Source organism: Mesorhizobium sp. B2-6-2, from assembly GCF_006440615.1.
Classification (GTDB): domain Bacteria; phylum Pseudomonadota; class Alphaproteobacteria; order Rhizobiales; family Rhizobiaceae; genus Mesorhizobium.
In genome coordinates this window covers 809521-826706 of record NZ_VFUG01000001.1, presented here as the reverse complement: position 1 = coordinate 826706, position 17186 = coordinate 809521, and the positions used below count along the sequence as shown (strand labels likewise).

11 protein-coding genes are annotated in these 17186 nt (G+C 64.5%); 5 read left to right on the top strand and 6 right to left on the bottom strand.

Annotation, left to right across the window (positions count from 1 at the left end; genetic code table 11):
- Window positions 1-41: 41 nt before the first annotated feature.
- Genes FJ419_RS04060 through FJ419_RS04045 form a run of 4 tightly spaced genes read right to left on the bottom strand, consistent with a single transcriptional unit; the run spans window position 42 to window position 6537 of the window.
- The gene (locus FJ419_RS04060) at window positions 42-2261 is read right to left on the bottom strand and encodes a 3-hydroxyacyl-CoA dehydrogenase NAD-binding domain-containing protein (protein ID WP_140687775.1); all 2220 of its coding nucleotides are present in this window, start codon (window positions 2259-2261) and stop codon (window positions 42-44) included.
- A 12-nt stretch (window positions 2262-2273) separates the two neighbouring features.
- Window positions 2274-3482, bottom strand: a complete 1209-nt coding sequence (locus tag FJ419_RS04055) for an acetyl-CoA C-acetyltransferase (protein ID WP_140687773.1) — start codon at window positions 3480-3482, stop codon at window positions 2274-2276.
- A 33-nt stretch (window positions 3483-3515) separates the two neighbouring features.
- Entirely contained in the window at window positions 3516-4688 is a 1173-nt protein-coding gene (locus FJ419_RS04050) for an acyl-CoA dehydrogenase family protein (protein WP_140687771.1), read from the bottom strand.
- 52 nt (window positions 4689-4740) lie between these two features.
- Entirely contained in the window at window positions 4741-6537 is a 1797-nt protein-coding gene (locus tag FJ419_RS04045; RefSeq protein ID WP_140687769.1) for an acyl-CoA dehydrogenase, read from the bottom strand.
- Window positions 6538-6747: 210 nt separating this feature from the next.
- Here FJ419_RS04045 and FJ419_RS04040 point away from each other — a divergent pair, with 210 nt between their 5' ends.
- Window positions 6748-7299: a hypothetical protein gene (locus tag FJ419_RS04040; protein WP_140687767.1), complete on the top strand. Its 552-nt coding sequence runs from the start codon at window positions 6748-6750 to the stop codon at window positions 7297-7299.
- 69 nt (window positions 7300-7368) lie between these two features.
- Here FJ419_RS04040 and FJ419_RS04035 read toward each other — a convergent pair whose 3' ends face one another.
- Window positions 7369-7830 (bottom strand): MerR family DNA-binding transcriptional regulator, encoded by a 462-nt coding sequence (locus FJ419_RS04035; protein ID WP_140542085.1) that lies wholly within the window; start codon window positions 7828-7830, stop codon window positions 7369-7371.
- Window positions 7831-8280: 450 nt separating this feature from the next.
- Between FJ419_RS04035 and FJ419_RS04030 the strand changes: the two genes are divergently transcribed.
- From FJ419_RS04030 to FJ419_RS04015, 4 genes are all read left to right on the top strand, one after another.
- Window positions 8281-12360, top strand: a complete 4080-nt coding sequence (locus tag FJ419_RS04030) for an SEL1-like repeat protein (protein ID WP_140687765.1) — start codon at window positions 8281-8283, stop codon at window positions 12358-12360.
- A 192-nt stretch (window positions 12361-12552) separates the two neighbouring features.
- A complete protein-coding gene (locus FJ419_RS04025) occupies window positions 12553-13476 on the top strand; it encodes a sulfite exporter TauE/SafE family protein (RefSeq protein WP_140687763.1) in 924 nt (307 codons plus the stop codon).
- On the top strand, window positions 13476-14264 hold the full coding sequence (locus FJ419_RS04020; RefSeq protein ID WP_140542036.1) for a TIGR02186 family protein: 789 nt from the start codon (window positions 13476-13478) through the stop codon (window positions 14262-14264). The genes FJ419_RS04025 and FJ419_RS04020 overlap by 1 nt, the downstream gene beginning before the upstream one ends.
- 199 nt (window positions 14265-14463) lie before the next feature.
- Window positions 14464-15720, top strand: coding sequence for an Hsp70 family protein (locus FJ419_RS04015; RefSeq protein WP_140687761.1), 1257 nt, complete (start codon window positions 14464-14466; stop codon window positions 15718-15720).
- Window positions 15721-16051: 331 nt separating this feature from the next.
- On the opposite strand, the gene FJ419_RS04010 is transcribed toward FJ419_RS04015, so the two are convergent.
- Window positions 16052-16939, bottom strand: a complete 888-nt coding sequence (locus FJ419_RS04010) for a LysR family transcriptional regulator (protein WP_140687759.1) — start codon at window positions 16937-16939, stop codon at window positions 16052-16054.
- Window positions 16940-17186: the final 247 nt, after the last annotated feature.

The following is a 17186-nucleotide window of genomic DNA, read 5'->3' as shown; positions in this document are numbered from 1 at the left end:
TGGTGCGGGCCATTCGCCCCCAGACATACACCTTGGGTTGATCAGGCTGCCTCTCTGACCTCACCCTTCTGACGGGGGTCGAAGCGCTGGTAGAAGGTCTCGCCCTTCTCGGCCATGTCGAGCAGGAGTTTTGGTGCCTTGAACTCGGCGCCATACTTCTTCTGCAAGCCCTTGGCGATCTTGACGAAACGCTTGGCGCCGATGCCGTCGATGTAGGATAGCGCGCCGCCGGTGAAGGGCGCGAAGCCGAAAGCGAGGATCGAGCCGACGTCCGCCTCGCGCGGATCAGTGACGATGCCCTCTTCCATCACCCGCGCCGCTTCCAGCGCGATGGTGACCAGCAGGCGCTGCTTCAGCTCCTCATAGTCGACCTTTTCGGGCTTCAGTTGCGGATAAAGATCCTTCAGGCCCGGCCACAGCTTCTTCTTCGCCGGCTTGGCCGGATAGTCATAGAAACCCTTGCCGTTCTTGCGGCCGAAGCGGGCATGGGTGTCGACCATGGTGTTGATCAGCGCCATCTGCTTGGGGTCGACGGCCTTGTCGCCCAGATCCCTGATGGTCTGCTTCATGATCTTCTGGGCAAGGTCGACGGCCGTCTCGTCGGTCAAAGCGAGCGGGCCGACCGGCATGCCGGCAGCCTTGGCGGCGTTCTCGATCATCGGCGCAGGCACACCTTCGATCAGCATCTTATAGGCTTCCGACATGTAGCGCAGCACGCAGCGGTTGACGTAGAAGCCGCGCGTGTCGTTGACGACGATCGGCGTCTTCTTGATGGCGCGCACGAAGTCGAAGGCGACGGCCAAGGCCTTGTCGCCCGTCTTCTTGCCGAGGATGATCTCAACCAGCATCATCTTGTCGACCGGCGAGAAGAAGTGGATGCCGATGAAGTTCTTCGGCCGCGCCGAATTCTTCGCCAGCGCGGTGATCGGGATTGTCGAGGTGTTGGAGGCGAAGATCGCCGACGACTTCAGCACGGCCTCGGCCTTCTCCGTGGCTTCCTTCTTGACGCTCGAATCCTCGAAGACCGCCTCGACGACGAGATCGCAGCCGGCAAGGTCGGCATAGTCCGCCGTCGGAGTGATCAACGACAGAAGCTTGTCCTTGTCCTCGGGTTTGGCGCGGCCCTTCTTGACCTGATCGGCCATCAGGCTGTCGGAATGCGCCTTGCCCTTCTCGGCCGACGGCAGATCGCGGTCGAGCAGCACAACCGGAATGCCGGCACGCGCGGTGACATAGGCGATGCCGGCGCCCATGAAGCCGGCGCCGAGGATGCCGATCTTCTTGAACTTGGTCTCCGGCACGCCGGCCGGGCGGCGCGCGCCCTTGTTCAGTTCCTGCAGCGACAGGAACAGCGAGCGGATCATCGCCGCCGCTTCCTTCGACTGCATGATCTCGGTGAAATAGCGCTGCTCGATCCTGAGCGCCGTGTCGAACGGCACCAGCAGGCCTTCATAGACGCATTTCAGGATTGCTGCCGCGGCAGGATAATTGCCGTAGGTTTCGCGACGCAGGATGGCGATCGCCGGTGGCCAGAGATTGGCGCCGGCCGCCGAATAGATCGGACCGCCCGGCAGCTTGAAACCCTTCTCGTCCCAGGGCGCGACAGGCTTCAGGCCGTTCCGGATCATCGCTTTGGCGGTCTCGACCAGTTTCGAAGGCTCGGCGATCTCGTGGATCAGGCCCATCGTCTTCGCCTTTTGCGGCGTCAGGTTCTGCCCGGTGGTCAGCATCTGCAGCGCCTGCTGCTGGTCGGTCAGCCGCGGCACGCGCTGGGTGCCGCCGGCACCCGGGAAGATGCCGATCTTCACCTCGGGCAGGGCCATCTTCACCTTGTCGGAATCGGCGGCGACGCGGCCGTGGCAGGCGAGCGACATCTCGAAAGCGCCGCCCATGCAGGTGCCGTTGATCGCCGACACAAATGGCTTGCCGCAGGTCTCGATCTTGCGGAACAGGCCGGTCATGTAGCCGGCATTGTCGAACAGCGCCTTGGTCGCCTTCTCGAGGTCATTCTCCTTGTCGACGGCAAAGGTCGCCAGCATCTTCTGCAGCATGGCGATGTCGGCGCCGCCGGAGAAGCTGTCCTTGCCGGAGGTGATGACCGCGCCCTTGATGGCGGCATCGCCGGCCACATGATCGACGATGGCGTTCAGCTCGCGCATCACCTCCTCGGTGAAGACGTTCATCGAGCGGTCCGGCATGTCCCAGGTGATCAGCGCGATGCCGTCGGCGTCCACGTCGAGGGTGAAGTTGGTGTAGCTCATAGTCTCTCTCCCTCAGACGCGTTCGATGATGGTTGCGGTGCCCATGCCGGCGCCGATGCAGAGCGTGACCAGCGCGGTGTTCAGGTCGCGGCGCTCCAGCTCGTCCAGCACCGTGCCCAGGATCATGGCGCCGGTGGCGCCGAGCGGATGGCCCATGGCGATCGCCCCGCCATTGACGTTGATCTGGTCGTGCGGGATGTCGAAGGCCTGCATGTAGCGCAGCACGACCGAGGCGAAGGCCTCGTTGAGCTCGAACAGGTCGATGTCCGACTGCTTCATCTTGGCGCGCTTCAGGAGCTTCTCGGTGACGTCGACCGGACCGGTCAGCATCAGCACCGGTTCCGAGCCGATATTGGCGAAGGCGCGGATGCGCGCGCGTGGCTTGAGCCCCATCGTCTTGCCGGCTTTCTTGGAGCCGAGCAGCACGGCGGCGGCGCCGTCGACAATGCCGGAGGAATTGCCGGCGTGGTGGACGTGGTTCACTTCCTCGACTTCTGGATGTTTCTGCACGGCAACCGCGTCGAAGCCTCCCATCTCGCCCGGCATGACGAAGGACGGGTTGAGCGAGGCCAGCGACTGCATGTCGGTCGAGGGCCGCATGTGCTCGTCATGGTCAAGAATAGTGAGGCCGTTCTGGTCTTTGATCGGGATCACCGAATTCTTGAAACGGCCCTCGCCCCAGGCCTTGGCGGCGCGCTTCTGGCTCTCAACCGCATAAGCGTCGACGTCGTCGCGGGAAAAACCGTATTTGGTGGCGATCAGGTCGGCCGAGATGCCCTGCGGCACGAACCAGCCGGGTAGGCCAACGGACGGATCCATGAACCAGGCGCCGCCCGACATGCCCATGCCGACGCGCGACATGGATTCGACGCCGCCGGCAATGACGATCTCATCCGCCCCTTGCGCGATCTTGGCGGCGCCGAAATTTATGGCGTCGAGACCAGAGGCGCAGAAGCGCGATATCTGCATGCCGGGCGCCGAGGTCGCGTAGCCGGCCTCGAAGGCGGCGGCGCGCGGAATGACGGAGCCCGCCTCGCCGACGGGGTCGACACAGCCGAAGATGATGTCGTCGACATTGCCGGTGTCGAGCCCGTTGCGGTCGCGCAGCGCCTCGAGCGTCCTTGCGGCAAGCCTGACCGCCGGCACCTCGTGCAGCGAGCCATCCTTCTTGCCCTTGCCGCGCGGCGTGCGCACGGCGTCATAGACGTAAGCCTCAGTCATTTTCGTGCTCCTTGGCTTTGCCGGCCGCCGCGCTCAGAGAGAACGCCCGATCAGCAATTTCATGATTTCGTTGGTGCCGCCGTAGATGCGCTGGACGCGGGCGTCGCGGTACATGCGGGCGATCGGATATTCATTCATGTAGCCATAGCCGCCGTGCAGTTGAAGGCATTCGTCGACGACTTTGCCCTGCAGATCGCTGAGCCAGTATTTGGCCATCGAGGCGGTCACCGGGTCGAGACCGCCATCGATATGGCGGGCGACGCAGTCATTGTAGAAGACGCGGCCGATCGTGGCCTCGGTCTTCAATTCGGCCAGCTTGAACTGGGTGTTCTGGAAATCGATGATCGCCTTGCCGAAGGCCTTGCGTTCCTTGACGTAGTCGATGGTCAGCGCCAGCGCCCGCTCGATCATGGCGATCGCCCCGGTGCCGATCTGCAGCCGCTCCTGCGGCAATTGCTGCATCAGCTGGACGAAGCCCTTGCCTTCCTCGTGGCCCAGCAGGTTTGAGGTCGGCACGCGCACGTCGTTGAAGAACAGCTCGGACGTGTCGTTCGACTTCAGCCCGATCTTGTCGAGGTTGCGGCCGCGCTCGAAGCCCTCGACCTCCTCGGTCTCGACGACGATCAACGAGGTGCCCTTGGCGCCCTTGTCCGGATCTGTCTTGGTGACGACGATGATCAGATTGGCGAGCTGGCCATTGGTGATGAAGGTTTTCGAGCCGCTGATCTTGTAATGGTTGCCGTCTTTCTCGGCGCGGGTCTTGACGCCCTGCAGATCGGAGCCGGCGCCGGGCTCCGTCATGGCGATGGCGCCGATCAGCTCGCCGGTCGCGAGCTTGGGCAACCATTTCTGTTTCTGCTCCTCGGAGCCGTAATGCAGGATGTAGGGTGCTACGATCGAATTGTGCAGGCCGATGCCGAAGCCGTCGACGCCGACATGGCCGATCGCCTCGATGATGGCGCTCTCATGCGCGAAGGTGCCGCCCGAGCCGCCGTATTGCTCCGGCATGGAAGCGCAGAGCAAGCCGGCCGCTCCCGCCTTCAGCCAGCTCTCGCGGTCGAACATTTCGTTCTTCTCGAACTCGTCGTAACGCGGCGCGATCTCCTCGGCCATGAAGCGCGAGGCCATATCGTAGAGCATGCCGACCTCGTCCGCCGCCCAGGCGGGCTTTGGAAGACCAAGAATTTCGGCTGGATTTGTCGCCACGATTTCCTCCGCGTTCCGACACTTGTGGGCCGGCGGTGCCGGCCCGCCAAACCTAGAACGCTTCCGCCGGCAGCGCCATCAGCGTGTCCGCGCCACTCGATATGCGGGCGAGACGCGCCGCCGTTTCCGGCATGACGCGCTCCATGAAGAAGCGCGCGGTCGTGAGCTTGGCGTCGTAGAACGCGCCAGCGCCGTTGGCGCCGTCCGCGAGCTTCGCCTCAGCGGATTTCGCCATCTGCGCCCACATGTAGCCCAGCGCCACCAGGCCGAAGAGATGCATGTAGTCGCTCGAGGCCGCACCGGCATTGTCGGGCTTGGCCATGGCGTTCTGCACCAGCCACATGGTGGCCGCCTGCAGGTCGTTGAGGCCCTTCTTCAGCGCCTTGGTGAAGGGCGCCATCTTCTCGTCGGCGCGGTTTTCCTCGCAAAACTCGCCGACTTCCTTGAAGAAGGCCTGCACGGCGCGACCGCCATTCTGCGCCAGCTTGCGACCGACGAGGTCGAGCGCCTGGACGCCGTTGGCGCCTTCATAGATCATGGCGATGCGGGCGTCGCGCACGAATTGGCTCATGCCGTGCTCTTCGATGTAGCCGTGGCCGCCGAACACCTGCTGCGCCATCACCGCATGATCGAAACCCTTGTCGGTGAGCACGCCCTTGACCACCGGCGTCATCAGGCCGGTGTAATCGTCGGCCGCCTGGCGGTCCTTGTCGTCGCCGGAGCGATGCGCGACGTCGGACTTGATCGCCGTCCACAGCGCCAGCGCGCGGCCAGCCTCGTTGAAGGCCTTCATGGTCATCAGCGAGCGGCGGATGTCGGGATGGACGATGATCGGGTCAGCCTTCTTGTCCGGCGCCTTGACGCCCGACAGCGAGCGGCCCTGCAGGCGGTCCTTGGCGTAGGAGACGGCGTTCTGATAGGCGATCTCGGAGACCGAAAGCCCCTGCAGGCCGACGCCGAGGCGGGCCTCGTTCATCATCGTGAACATGGCCTTCAAGCCGCCGTTCAATTCGCCGAGCAGCGTGCCCTCCGCCTCGTCATAATTCATGACGCAGGTCGAGTTGCCGTGGATGCCCATCTTCTCCTCGATCGAGCCGCAGGAGACGGTGTTCCTCTCACCGGGATTGCCCGAGGCATCGAGCTTGAACTTCGGCACAATGAACAGCGAGATGCCCTTGACGCCTTCCGGCGCGCCCTCGGCGCGGGCAAGCACCAGGTGGACGATGTTGTTCGCCATGTCGTGCTCGCCGGCTGAGATAAAGATCTTCTGGCCGGAGATTCTGTAGCTGCCGTCGCCGTTGGGAACGGCCTTGGTGCGCAGCAGGCCGAGGTCGGTGCCGCAATGCGGCTCGGTCAGGTTCATGGTGCCGGTCCAGGAGCCCTCGATCAGCCTGGGCAGCCATGTCGCCTTCTGCTCGTCGGTGCCGTGGGTGACGATGGCCGCGATCGCGCCTTGCGTCAGGCCGGGATACATCATCAGCGCCATGTTGGCGGAAACCATATATTCGGAAACAGCCTGGTGCACCGTGTAGGGCAGCCCTTGGCCGCCGAACTCGACGGGTGCCGCAAGCCCCATCCAGCCGCCTTCTCGATACTGGTCGTAGGCCTCCTTGAAGCCCTTCGGTGTCGTTACCGAGCCGTCGTCTTGGCGCACGCAGCCTTCCATGTCGCCGACGCGGTTCAGCGGATGCATGACGTTTTCGGCCAGCTTGGCGCCTTCGGCGAGGATCGCCTCGAGCACGTCGGGCGTCGCATCCGAGAAGCCGGGAAGATTGGAATAGCGCTGATAGCCCAGCACATCGTTGAGCACGAACAGCGTGTCCTGGATCGGCGCCCTGTAGATCGTCATGCCTTCCTCCACCCTTGGTCCTGGCCGGCCGGCAAGTCCCATCCGCATCCTGGATGGGAGGCCGGGCCAATATCGATGTCCCGATAACAAATATTGACGTTTGCGTAAACGTCAACTTGGTCGCGGCCGCAAAAAATTTTGGTGAGCGCAGGGAGAAATTTTCGTCAAACTCTCCTTGCCCGCATTTCCATGGCAGGGCAGTTTCCCATAATGAACCCAGCCGCATTCATCATCACCATCCAGACTCATTATCTGGACCAGTTCCGGTCATTCGTGAAGGAACAGCAGCAAAGTTGCTCCCGCGGAACGGCGGAGGTCAAGTTCCAGCTCGCCGATCAGGACGAGCTGTTTCGGCAGCTCTGCTGCATCGACTTCATCAAGAACGACGGACAGATCGAACCCGTCGAGCTTCAGCCCGACATTGTGAGGTTCGAGCCGTTTTCAGGCCGGATTGGAAGTGCGGAGCTGCTGGTGGAGCAGCTCCAGTGGAACGATGTCGTGATCCGTCACACGCTCGCGTCTCCCCCGCACGATGAGCTGGATACATGGTTCCAGCATTGGTTCGATCCGGACGATGATCGTCACCGGGACGATGCGGAGCTTGGAAACATCATCCATTCGCTCTGGGTTCGGCCGAGGGAACTGACCGTGGATTTTGGGACAGCCTCGCCGGACGCATTCTGGAGCCTGCTTGCAATTCTTGAACGCGCCGGCACGACCGGCTTGCGCATCAAAGCGTCAACGGTGCAGCAGCTGTCCTGAGCAAGCCCAAGAAAAAAGCCGCGTGGCAACAGCCACGCGGCTTTTTTGGGAGATTGAATGCTCGCGCGATCAGCCGGCGGCGCTGGCCTGCGGCGCGGTGCGCTCAGTCAGCATGTGGCGCACCTGTGTCATCGAGGCGCTGAGCTCGTTGATCGCATCGTCGATCAGCGCGCGCTGCTTCTGCAGGCGGGCGAGTTGCTTCTCCGACTTGTCGAGGGCCAGCCGCAACTGCCTGGTGTTGGTGCCGGTCGGATCGTAGAGATCCATCATCTGCTTGACGTCGCGCAGCGAGAACCCGACCTTGCGGCCGAGCAGGATCAGCTTCAGGCGAGCCTTGTCGCGGCGCGTATAAAGACGGGTCGAGCCGTCGCGATGCGGATTGAGCAGGCCCTTGTCTTCATAGAAACGCAGCGTGCGCAGCGTCACACCGTATTTCTTGGCCATCTCGCCGATGCGGACGAATTCCTCGCCGGCTTCGACCGGGATGTCATTGGTATTGGCCGCGGCTTCGCCGGGCGAAACAAGTTTCATGGTCACTGGCTTTCCCCTGGTGGCATCGCGGTCGCGGACCAAGCGTCGCCTGAATGGAAGCGGGGGCGTGCTTCCAATCGTGGTTGCAACAAGTCAATCGCAAGAGGCACGGCTTCGCACCTTTTACGTTTACGTCAATCCTATATCGACAGCCGCAGGGTGACGCAAGGGCGTTGTCAAAACGGAGCTTTATGCCGCACCCGTCAGGCGGCTCACGATTATGCGCGGCTTCTTAAGCTTGGTTAACGCCTTGTTTACCACGTTGGGCGAAATGTGCGCATGTCGGTCACCCGTGTTTATCCTGTAGAGAATTTTTCACGGTTTTCGAAGCGTGGGTGAAAACCCGGGAAGCCCGTCTTCCTCCGCAGCAAAACCGCTCGGCTCGCTTCGTTTCCGGCAGGCTAATGGGAGACCGGCCTCCGGCCGGCCATTCTGAACACGGGCGCATCGATGAACAGCAAGCGGTCCTATCTCGATACACTCAATGCCGGCAGGCAACGCCGGCCGCACGCCTCGCTCGAAGAACTGAACCGCTCGCTCGAAACGCTGGAGCAGCGGCTGGACCGCACGCGCGCCGACATGCCCGATCGCCCCGACCTGCGGCGGCCGCCGGTCGAGCCGCGTTATCCAAGCACGCAGCCTTACGGCCAGCCGCGCTGGTACGAAGACACCTATGCCGCGCAAAGACCCCTGGACCGGCCGCAGCAGAACCCGGCGGCGCAGAATCCTGGCTCACAGTATCAGCGGCCGCAACCGCGCGCGCCGCAAAATCCGGCGCCCGCCGCGCCCGCCTTCGACCAGGGCTATCAGGCGATCGCGCGTGACATAGACCGGGTGCGCGGCCAGGAAGACAGCGTCGCCATGGTCGGCAAGATCGCCGTCGAATTGCGCGGGCTGCGCGAGGAATTGCGCCACCAGATGACCGCCGGCCTGCAGCGCGAATTCGAAGCGTTTCGCCAGGACATCGACCGCGCTATGCAGCGCGGCGCCAACGGCCTGCCGGATAAGAGCAGCGCCGAGCTCGGCCTCGAATTCGAGCGACTTTCGGGCGCCATCCAGACACTGGCCGAAAAGAGCGACGACCGCAGCGTCAACCTGCTGCGGCTGGAACTGGAACAGGTGAAGGGCGCGCTGGACACGCTGGCACGCGAGGAAAGCGTGCAGAAGGTGGACCGCCGCTGGGACGATTTCGACCGCCGCTGGAGCGCCTTCGAAGACCGCGTCGACGCCGATCAGCGCAAGCGCGCGGAAGGCCCGAGCCTTTCGGTACTGACCGACCGGCTCGAACAGATCAGCAGCGCCGTCAACAACCTGCCGGAATCGCTTTCGCTGCGCTCGCTGGAGGAAAAGGTGCGCACGCTTGCCGGCGCGGTCGACCGTTTCGCCGGCCAACAGACCATGCGCGGCGGCGAGACGCTGGCCATGATCGACGAGCGGCTGGACGAGATTTCCCGCGCCATCGTCGCCTCGACGGTGGCCGCGCAGGCCAATGCCTTCGACCCCGAGACCTTCGGCCGAATCGAGAAGCGCATCGCCTCCCTGGCAGTGCAGATCGAAGAGGTCGCGCAGTCGCGGCCCGGCGCGGAAGTCATCGATCACCTCAATCTTCTCAGCAGCCGTGTGGACCAGTTGGCCGGCAGGGCGGACGTGCCCGAGCAGGCCATGGAGCGGCTCGGCAAGCAGATCGCCTTGATCACCGACAAGATGGATCGCGCGCAGGCCATGCCCGACGCCGACCATATCTTCCAAGGCCTGGAACAGCGCTTCGAGGCGCTGTCGATGCTAATCGAGCGCCGCCAGGGCGATGCGATGGAACAGGGCAATATCCTGTTTCGCGATCTCGAGCGTCGGCTGGACGAGGTCGCGGACAGGCTCGATCAGCGCATGCGCCAGGACGAGAGCGCCGGCATCATGGAGGTGATCGACGCCCGCTTCACCGCTTTGGCCAAGCGCATCGAGACACGCACGCCGGATCCCGCCAACGACGCGGCGATCCGCGGGCTGGAAAGCCGGCTCGAGGATATTTCCAGCCGGCTGGAATCGTCCGCGCAGCAGGTCGCGGGCATCGATCCGGCGCTGATCCGCAGCCTGGAGGCGCAGGTCGCCGGCCTGTCGGCGCATCTTTCCAAGCCCGGCACGCCGCTGCCCGAATTCGAGGACATCAGCCCGCGTCTCAACGAGATCGAGAAGTCGCTGGCGGGCACGCGCGATTCCATCCTGACCGTGGCGCGCGAGGCGGCCGAGAGCGCCGTCAGATCGCTTGCGGACTCGACGTCCAGCACGGCCCAGAGCAACGCGACCGCCGTTGCCGGCCTCGCCCAGGACCTGAAGACGCTCGAAGCGCTCACCCGCCGCTCCGACGAGCGCAACTCGCGCACATTCGAGGCGATCCACGATACGCTGCTCAAGATCGTCGACAGGCTCGGCTCGCTCGAATCGGACGAGACCAGCGAAGCGGTCAGCGAGCTGGTCGATCCGCAGCCGGCCGGCAAGCGCGGCGGCCGCGGCGGCAAGATCGCGGTGCAGGACGCGCCTTCGATGGACATCGACCAGCCGCTGCCGCTAACGGGGGACATGGCCGGTCTCGAAGGCCGTGCGGCGGCGATCATGCGCGATGAGCCAGACGCGCCGCGCACGCCGGCCGAGGCCGCGGCCGCAGCGGCCATGGCGGCGCTCGGACCGGATGCGATTGGCGACAAGAGCGAGACGGCGGGCCGCAAGAGATCAATGTTCGGTGGCCTGGCGCGCGCCTTCAAAGGCAAGAAGGACGCGGATACAACGCCGCTGGCGGGTTCGGCGCGGGTTGCCGACGTGCCAAGCGTCGACATCGACGAGCCGCTCGACCCCAAGGCCGCCAACCGGCCGTTGGAGCCCGGTTCCGGCGCGCCGGACCTCAACGCCATCATGAAACGCGTGCGCGACGAGCGCGGCGGCCAGCCGGTCAAGCGCAACGAGGGCGATGCCGCGAAGTCGGATTTCATCGCGGCGGCCCGCCGTGCGGCCCAGGCCGCCGCCGCGGAAGCCGACACGCTGAAGCGGCAATCGACCATGACCGGCCCGGTGAAGGCGCTGAGGATAGGCGATCTGCTCAAGGCGCGGCGCAAGCCCATCCTGATGGCAGCGGCCGCGATCATGATGGCGCTGGCCGGCCTGCAGCTGGGCAAGGCCTTTCTGTCAGATCCCGTCGAAACGGCCAACAACCAGCCTGCGCCGATCGTCTCCACGCAGGCGGTCGACACGGCTTCGCTCAGTGCCATCGCCAGCCCGCAAGCCGACACGCAAAAAGCCGGCGCGGAAACCGCACAGGACGAAAGCCGCCCGGCCCGGCCCGTCAGGCAGGCCGAGCCCGTCAAGGACGCGGCATCGGCCGCTTCTACGTCTACCAGTCCCGAAAATGCCGCAGCCATGCCGGCCGGACCGGCGCCCGCGCCAGTGGCGCTTGCTGCGCCTGCCGAGCCGGTGCCGGCTCCCATGGCTTCGACAACGCCGCCCGAACCCGCCGCAGCATCCGCAATCACCGCGACGGACACGGATGGCGACATGCAGCCGATGGCCAAGAACCCCATGACGGCCAGTCCGGCAGCCGAGGGCGCCGCCGCCAGCACTCCGACGGCAACCTCCGCCGATACGACGGGCGCCGTGCCGACGGCCGGGAACCAGGCCGCCGCGGCCAAATTCGATATTCCTTCCGAAATCGGTCCGGTGGCGCTGCACGACGCTGCCGCCGGCGGCGACGCCAAGGCGCTGTTCGAGATCGGCTCGCGCTATGCGGAATCGCGCGGCGTGAAGGAAGACATGAAGGCGGCCGCCAAATGGTATGAGCAGTCGGCCGAGCTCGGCTTCGCGCCGGCCGAATACCGCATCGGCAATTTCTACGAAAAAGGCATCGGCGTCGCGCGCGACATCAAGAAGGCCAAGACCTACTACCAGCTCGCCGCCGAACAGGGCAATGCCAGCGCCATGCACAATCTGGCGGTGCTGTTTGCCATGGCGGCGGACGGCGTGACCGACAATGAATCGGCGACGCACTGGTTCCAGGAAGCCGCCGACCTCGGCGTCAAGGACAGCCAGTTCAACCTCGGCATCCTGGCCGCCAAGGGCGTCGGCATGAAGCAGAACCTGGAAGAATCCTACAAGTGGTTCGCACTCGTCGCCAAGACCGGCGACAAGGACGCCGCCGCCAAGCGCGACGAGATCGCCAATGCGCTCAGGCCCGAACAGCTTGAGCGGGCGCGCGCCGCCACGGAATTGTGGAAGGCCAAGCCGCTCAGCGCGGCCGCCAACTCGGCCGACGTTCCGGAGTCCTGGCAGGACAGCACGCCGCAGACGACCGCCGGCATCGACATGAAGAAGGCGGTGAAGAACATCCAGCTGATCCTCAACAAGAACGGCTACGATGCCGGCGGCGCCGACGGCGTGATGGGCGGCAAGACCAAAAACGCCATCATGGCCTTCCAGACCGACAACAAGATGAAGCCGACGGGCGAGATTGACGCGCCGCTCGTCAAGGCGCTCTTGGCGCACAAATAAGGGCGGACGCGTCGCATATGCGACGCCCTGCCACACATTTGCCTGTTAACTGATTGAGATGGTTTTTGTTTCGGCGCGGCGGCGGGGGTTGATCCCGCCGCCGCGCAGGCGCAAGAAAAAATTGGCTTTTCGGTGCTTTACTGTCCGGGGACGGCACTATACGCCGACAGACAAACTGATCGAGACAGACGGGTGGGCATCTATCTCCCGATCGCGGAAATTTCCGTCAACGTCTTCGTGCTGCTCGCGATGGGCGCCGCGGTGGGTTTCCTGTCGGGCATGTTCGGAGTCGGCGGCGGCTTCCTGATCACGCCGCTTCTGATCTTCTACAACATCCCGCCGGCAATCGCCGTCGCCACCGGCGCGAACCAGGTCATCGCCTCCTCTTTCTCCGGCGCGCTTTCGCATTTCAAGCGCGGCACGCTCGACTTCAAGCTGGGCGGCGTGCTTTTGGCCGGCGGCATCGTCGGCTCGACGGCCGGTATCTTCGTCTTTGCGCTGTTGCGCCGGCTCGGCCAGTTGGACCTGTTCATCTCGCTGCTCTACGTCGTGCTGCTCGGCACGGTCGGCGGGCTGATGCTGGTCGAAAGCGTCAACGCGCTGCGCGCCAGCCGCAGCGGCGCCGCACCCGTGCTCAAGAAATCCGGCCAGCACAACTGGATCCACCGGCTGCCGTTCAAGATGCGCTTCCGCGCCTCGAAGCTGTTCGTCAGCGTTATCCCGGTGCTCGGGCTCGGCGCAGGGATCGGCTTCCTGTCGTCGATCATGGGCGTCGGCGGCGGCTTCATCATGGTGCCGGCGCTGATCTACCTGCTCAAGGTGCCGACCAATGTCGTTATCGGCACCTCGCTGTTCCAGATCATCTTCACCTCGGCCTATACGACGCTGGTGCATGCCACGACCAACCAGACGGTCGACGTGATCCTGGCCTTCCTGTTGATGGCCGGCGGCGTCGCCGGCGCGCAATATGGCGCCAAGGCCGGCCAGCGGCTGCGCGGCGAGCAATTGCGCGCGCTTTTGGCGATGCTGGTGCTGGCCGTCGCCATACGCCTTGCCGTCGATCTCTTCGTGACGCCGCCCAATCTCTATTCGCTTACCGCCGCGGGCCTCTACTGATGGCGGCACGACGAGCATTTGCAGCCGTCTCGTTGTCGATGCTCTTTGCCCTTTCCCCGGCGACGGCGCAGACGCCGCCCGCCGAAAGCATCCAGATCGGCCTGTCGACCGACGCCATTTCCATCACGGCGGGCTTCTCCGGCGCCGACCTCACAATCTTCGGATCGCTGGAAAATCCCGACCCTCTGGTCGCACGCCAAGGACGCTACGACGTGATCGTCGTGCTCGAAGGGCCGCCGAGGCCGGTCGTGGTCCGGCGCAAGGACCGCGTGCTCGGCGTCTGGATCAATCTGGACTCGGAGACATTCGAGAACGTGCCGGTCTCTTATTCCGTCGCGACGACGCGGCCGCTGCAGGACATCGCTGAGCCCGCCAAATACAAGCAGCTCTCGCTAGGCGCGCAGAACCTCTACATGAAACCCGCCGACGAGACCGACAGCCCGGCAACCATCGAGGAATTCACCGCGGCACTTCGCGACCGCAAGGCGGCGACCGGCCTCTACAGCGAGAATGTCGGGGGCGTGCAGTTCCTGTCGCAGAACTTGTTTCGCGCCACCGTGCGGCTTGCGCCCAACGTGCCGGTCGGCACGCACAAGGCACGCGCGTTCCTGTTCAAGAGCGGCATGTTCGTCAAGGAAAGTTCGGCCCAGCTCGAAATCCGCAAATCCGGTTTCGAGCAATCGGTCTTCCGCGTCGCGCATGACTATTCCTTCCTCTATGGCGTGTTCGCCATATCGCTCGCCATGCTGACCGGCTGGCTGGGCCGGCTCATCTTCCGCAAGGATTGATGCTTCGGGAAGAATCGGAAGACCGATCTTCCGGTGAAAAGAGGGTTTCCCTTTTCCTGGTTTTGCGATACATCGCCGCCTCCCAGCCCTAGGGACAAGCACACATCTCGATTTTCGGCAGAGCGGTTTGGCTTTCCAGACGACGGCGCGTCTCGCGTCGTTGACAATCCCTGCCCCAAGGCAACGACAGGAGGCTGCGATGCGATCGGCATTCGGCGGCATCGATTTCGGCACGTCCAATTCCACCGTTGGCGTGATCCGCGACGGCCGGGCGCGACTGGTGGCGCTGGAAGGCGAGCAACCCACCCTGCCGAGCGCCGTGTTCTTCAATTTCGAGGACGGCTACACCTATTTCGGCCGCCGAGCGATCAGCGACTATACCGACAGCATCGAAGGGCGTCTGATGCGGTCGCTGAAGAGCGTTCTCGGCAGCTCGCTCGCCAACGAAAAGACGCGCGTCAAGGCGCGCCAGATCGGCTTCATCGACATCGTCGGCCTGTTCATCGATCATCTCAAGAAACGGCTGGAAGAAGACGCAGGCGGTCCGGTCGACAACGTCGTGCTGGGCAGGCCCGTGCAGTTCGTCGACGACGACGCGGCCGCCGATGCGAAGGCGCAGGGCGAACTGGAGAAGGCAGCGCGCGCGCAGGGCTTCAAGCACATCGCCTTCCAGTTCGAGCCGATCGCGGCGGCGCTCGATTACGAGCAGAAGGTTTCCCGCGAGGAGCTGGCGCTGATCGTCGACATGGGCGGCGGCACATCCGACTTCTCGATCGTGCGGGTCTCGCCGGAGCGGGCGCGCTCGAGCGACCGCAAGGCCGACATCCTCGCCAACCGGGGCATACATATCGGCGGCACCGATTTCGACCGGCTGCTCAGCATCGCCCATGTCATGCCCGAGCTCGGCCATCTGACGCGTACCAAGGACCACAAGCGCAACCTGCCCGCGGCCTACTTTATCGACCTTGCGACCTGGCAGCGCATCAACCTCGTCTACACGGCCAAGGCCATGAACGACCTGCGACAGATCCGCTACGAGGCCGAGCGGGCCGACCTCGTCGGCCGCTTCATCCACGTTGTCGAGCATCGCTATGGCCATGCGATGGCTGGCCTTGTCGAAAGGGCCAAGATCGCGCTGACCGACCAGTCTTCGGCGGAGGTGAAGGTGTCGCTGCCCGGGGCGCGCTTCGCGGCCGAGATCACGCGCGCCGGCCTCGAGGGGACGATCGGCGGCGACATCGAACGCGTGGCGGCAACGGTCCGACAGACGATCGCCGACGCCGGCGTTGCCGCCTCGGCCATCACCGCCGTGTTCCTTACCGGCGGTTCGACCGCCATCCCGCTGGCGAAGCGGCGGATCCTGTCGCTGGTGCCGCAGGCCGCCGTCATCGAAGGCGACATGTTCGGCTCGGTGGGCCTTGGGCTGGCGCTCGACGCGCAGCGGAAATATGCGTGAGCGTTTTGCCGCACGGTAGCTGTGGGGGTTGTCCATCGGGTGGCGACGGCATGCCGGGAGGTTGGCCGAAACGCCCGTGACGTCGTCATCCACGGGCGGAGCAAGGAGCGAAGCGACGCGCGCAGATTCGAGGATCCGTGACTTTGAAGCGTTGCTCCGGTGCAGAATTCTGCTCCGCTGCACTCAACGTCGAAGGTCACAGGATCCTCGGGTCTACGCGTCCGCTTCGCTTCCGCTCCGCCCGTGGATGACGACGTTCGGAGGCCTCGGCTAATCGCGAGCGTTCGCGATGATCAGCGCCTCAACAACATGGTCCGGGTGCGGCCTGACGTCAGCCGGCCTTTCCACCAAGATGCGCCTTCAGCGCCATCTGCGCGAGGCTGGCCTGGCGGTCGCGGTGGGTGATCATGGCGAAGTCGCGCTTCGGCAATTCGACCGGCACGGCCCTGAGACTGCCCTCTGCCAGGGAGCGCGCGACCACCAGTTCCGAGATGATCGTCGCCCCCGCGCCGGCCTCGACGGCTTGGCGCACCGCCTCGTTGCTGGGCAGGACAAGGAATATCTGCAGCTCCGCCGGCGGGACCCCTTGGCTAAGCGCGAAATCCTCCAGCGCCTCGCGGGTGCCCGACCCGCCTTCCCGGATGATCCAGCGCAATGCCCTGATGTCGAGGTTTCCCGCCCGCGTCGTCGGAATTTCGGGATGCGAGCGCGCGACCACCAGCATCGGGCGATCCTCGTCGACCGTGGCGCGGCGCAGGACGTCGGACTCGGTGCGGCCCTCGACCAGGCCGAAATCGGCGCGGCCGTCCAGCACATTGGTCTCGACCTGCCGGGTGTTGCCGATCGTCACGCTGAGCTTCACGGCAGGATAGGCCTCGTGGAAGGACGCCAGGCGACGCGGCAGCCAGTAGCTGGCGATGGTCTGGCTGGCCGCGATCGACAGGCTGCCGGCGACGGTCTGCGAGACATCCTCCAGCACGCCGCGGGCCGCCGCGGCGCGATCCAGAACCGCCTTCGCCTCCGGCAGGAAGCGGTGGCCGGTCTGAGCCAGCTCGATGTTGCGGCCGACCCGGTTGAACAGGCGAACGCCGTGTTGGCTTTCTAGCGCGCGGATGGCGGCCGACGCCGCCGACTGCGAGATGCCGAGACGCTCGGCGGCCTTGGTCATGTGGCCATGCTCGGCGACGGCGACGAAGATGCGCAACTGATCGAGGGTCATGGGCTAACTAAGAAGGAAAATCGATCGGAATTACAAGAGCTGCTTGTTAGACGCATCAATGGCTTTGTTCTAAGTTTTTATCGGAAGTTGGAAAAAATTAGCTGCATTTCCGCCAAAGGTTGAAATGATCGAGCGCTTCAAATCCTTGTTCGCGCATTGGAACCGCCGTCTGAAGCGGCAGCTCGCCGGCGAGCGCTATCATCCCGAGCTCCACTATATGCGCGGCCCAGGTCCCAAGACGAGGGCC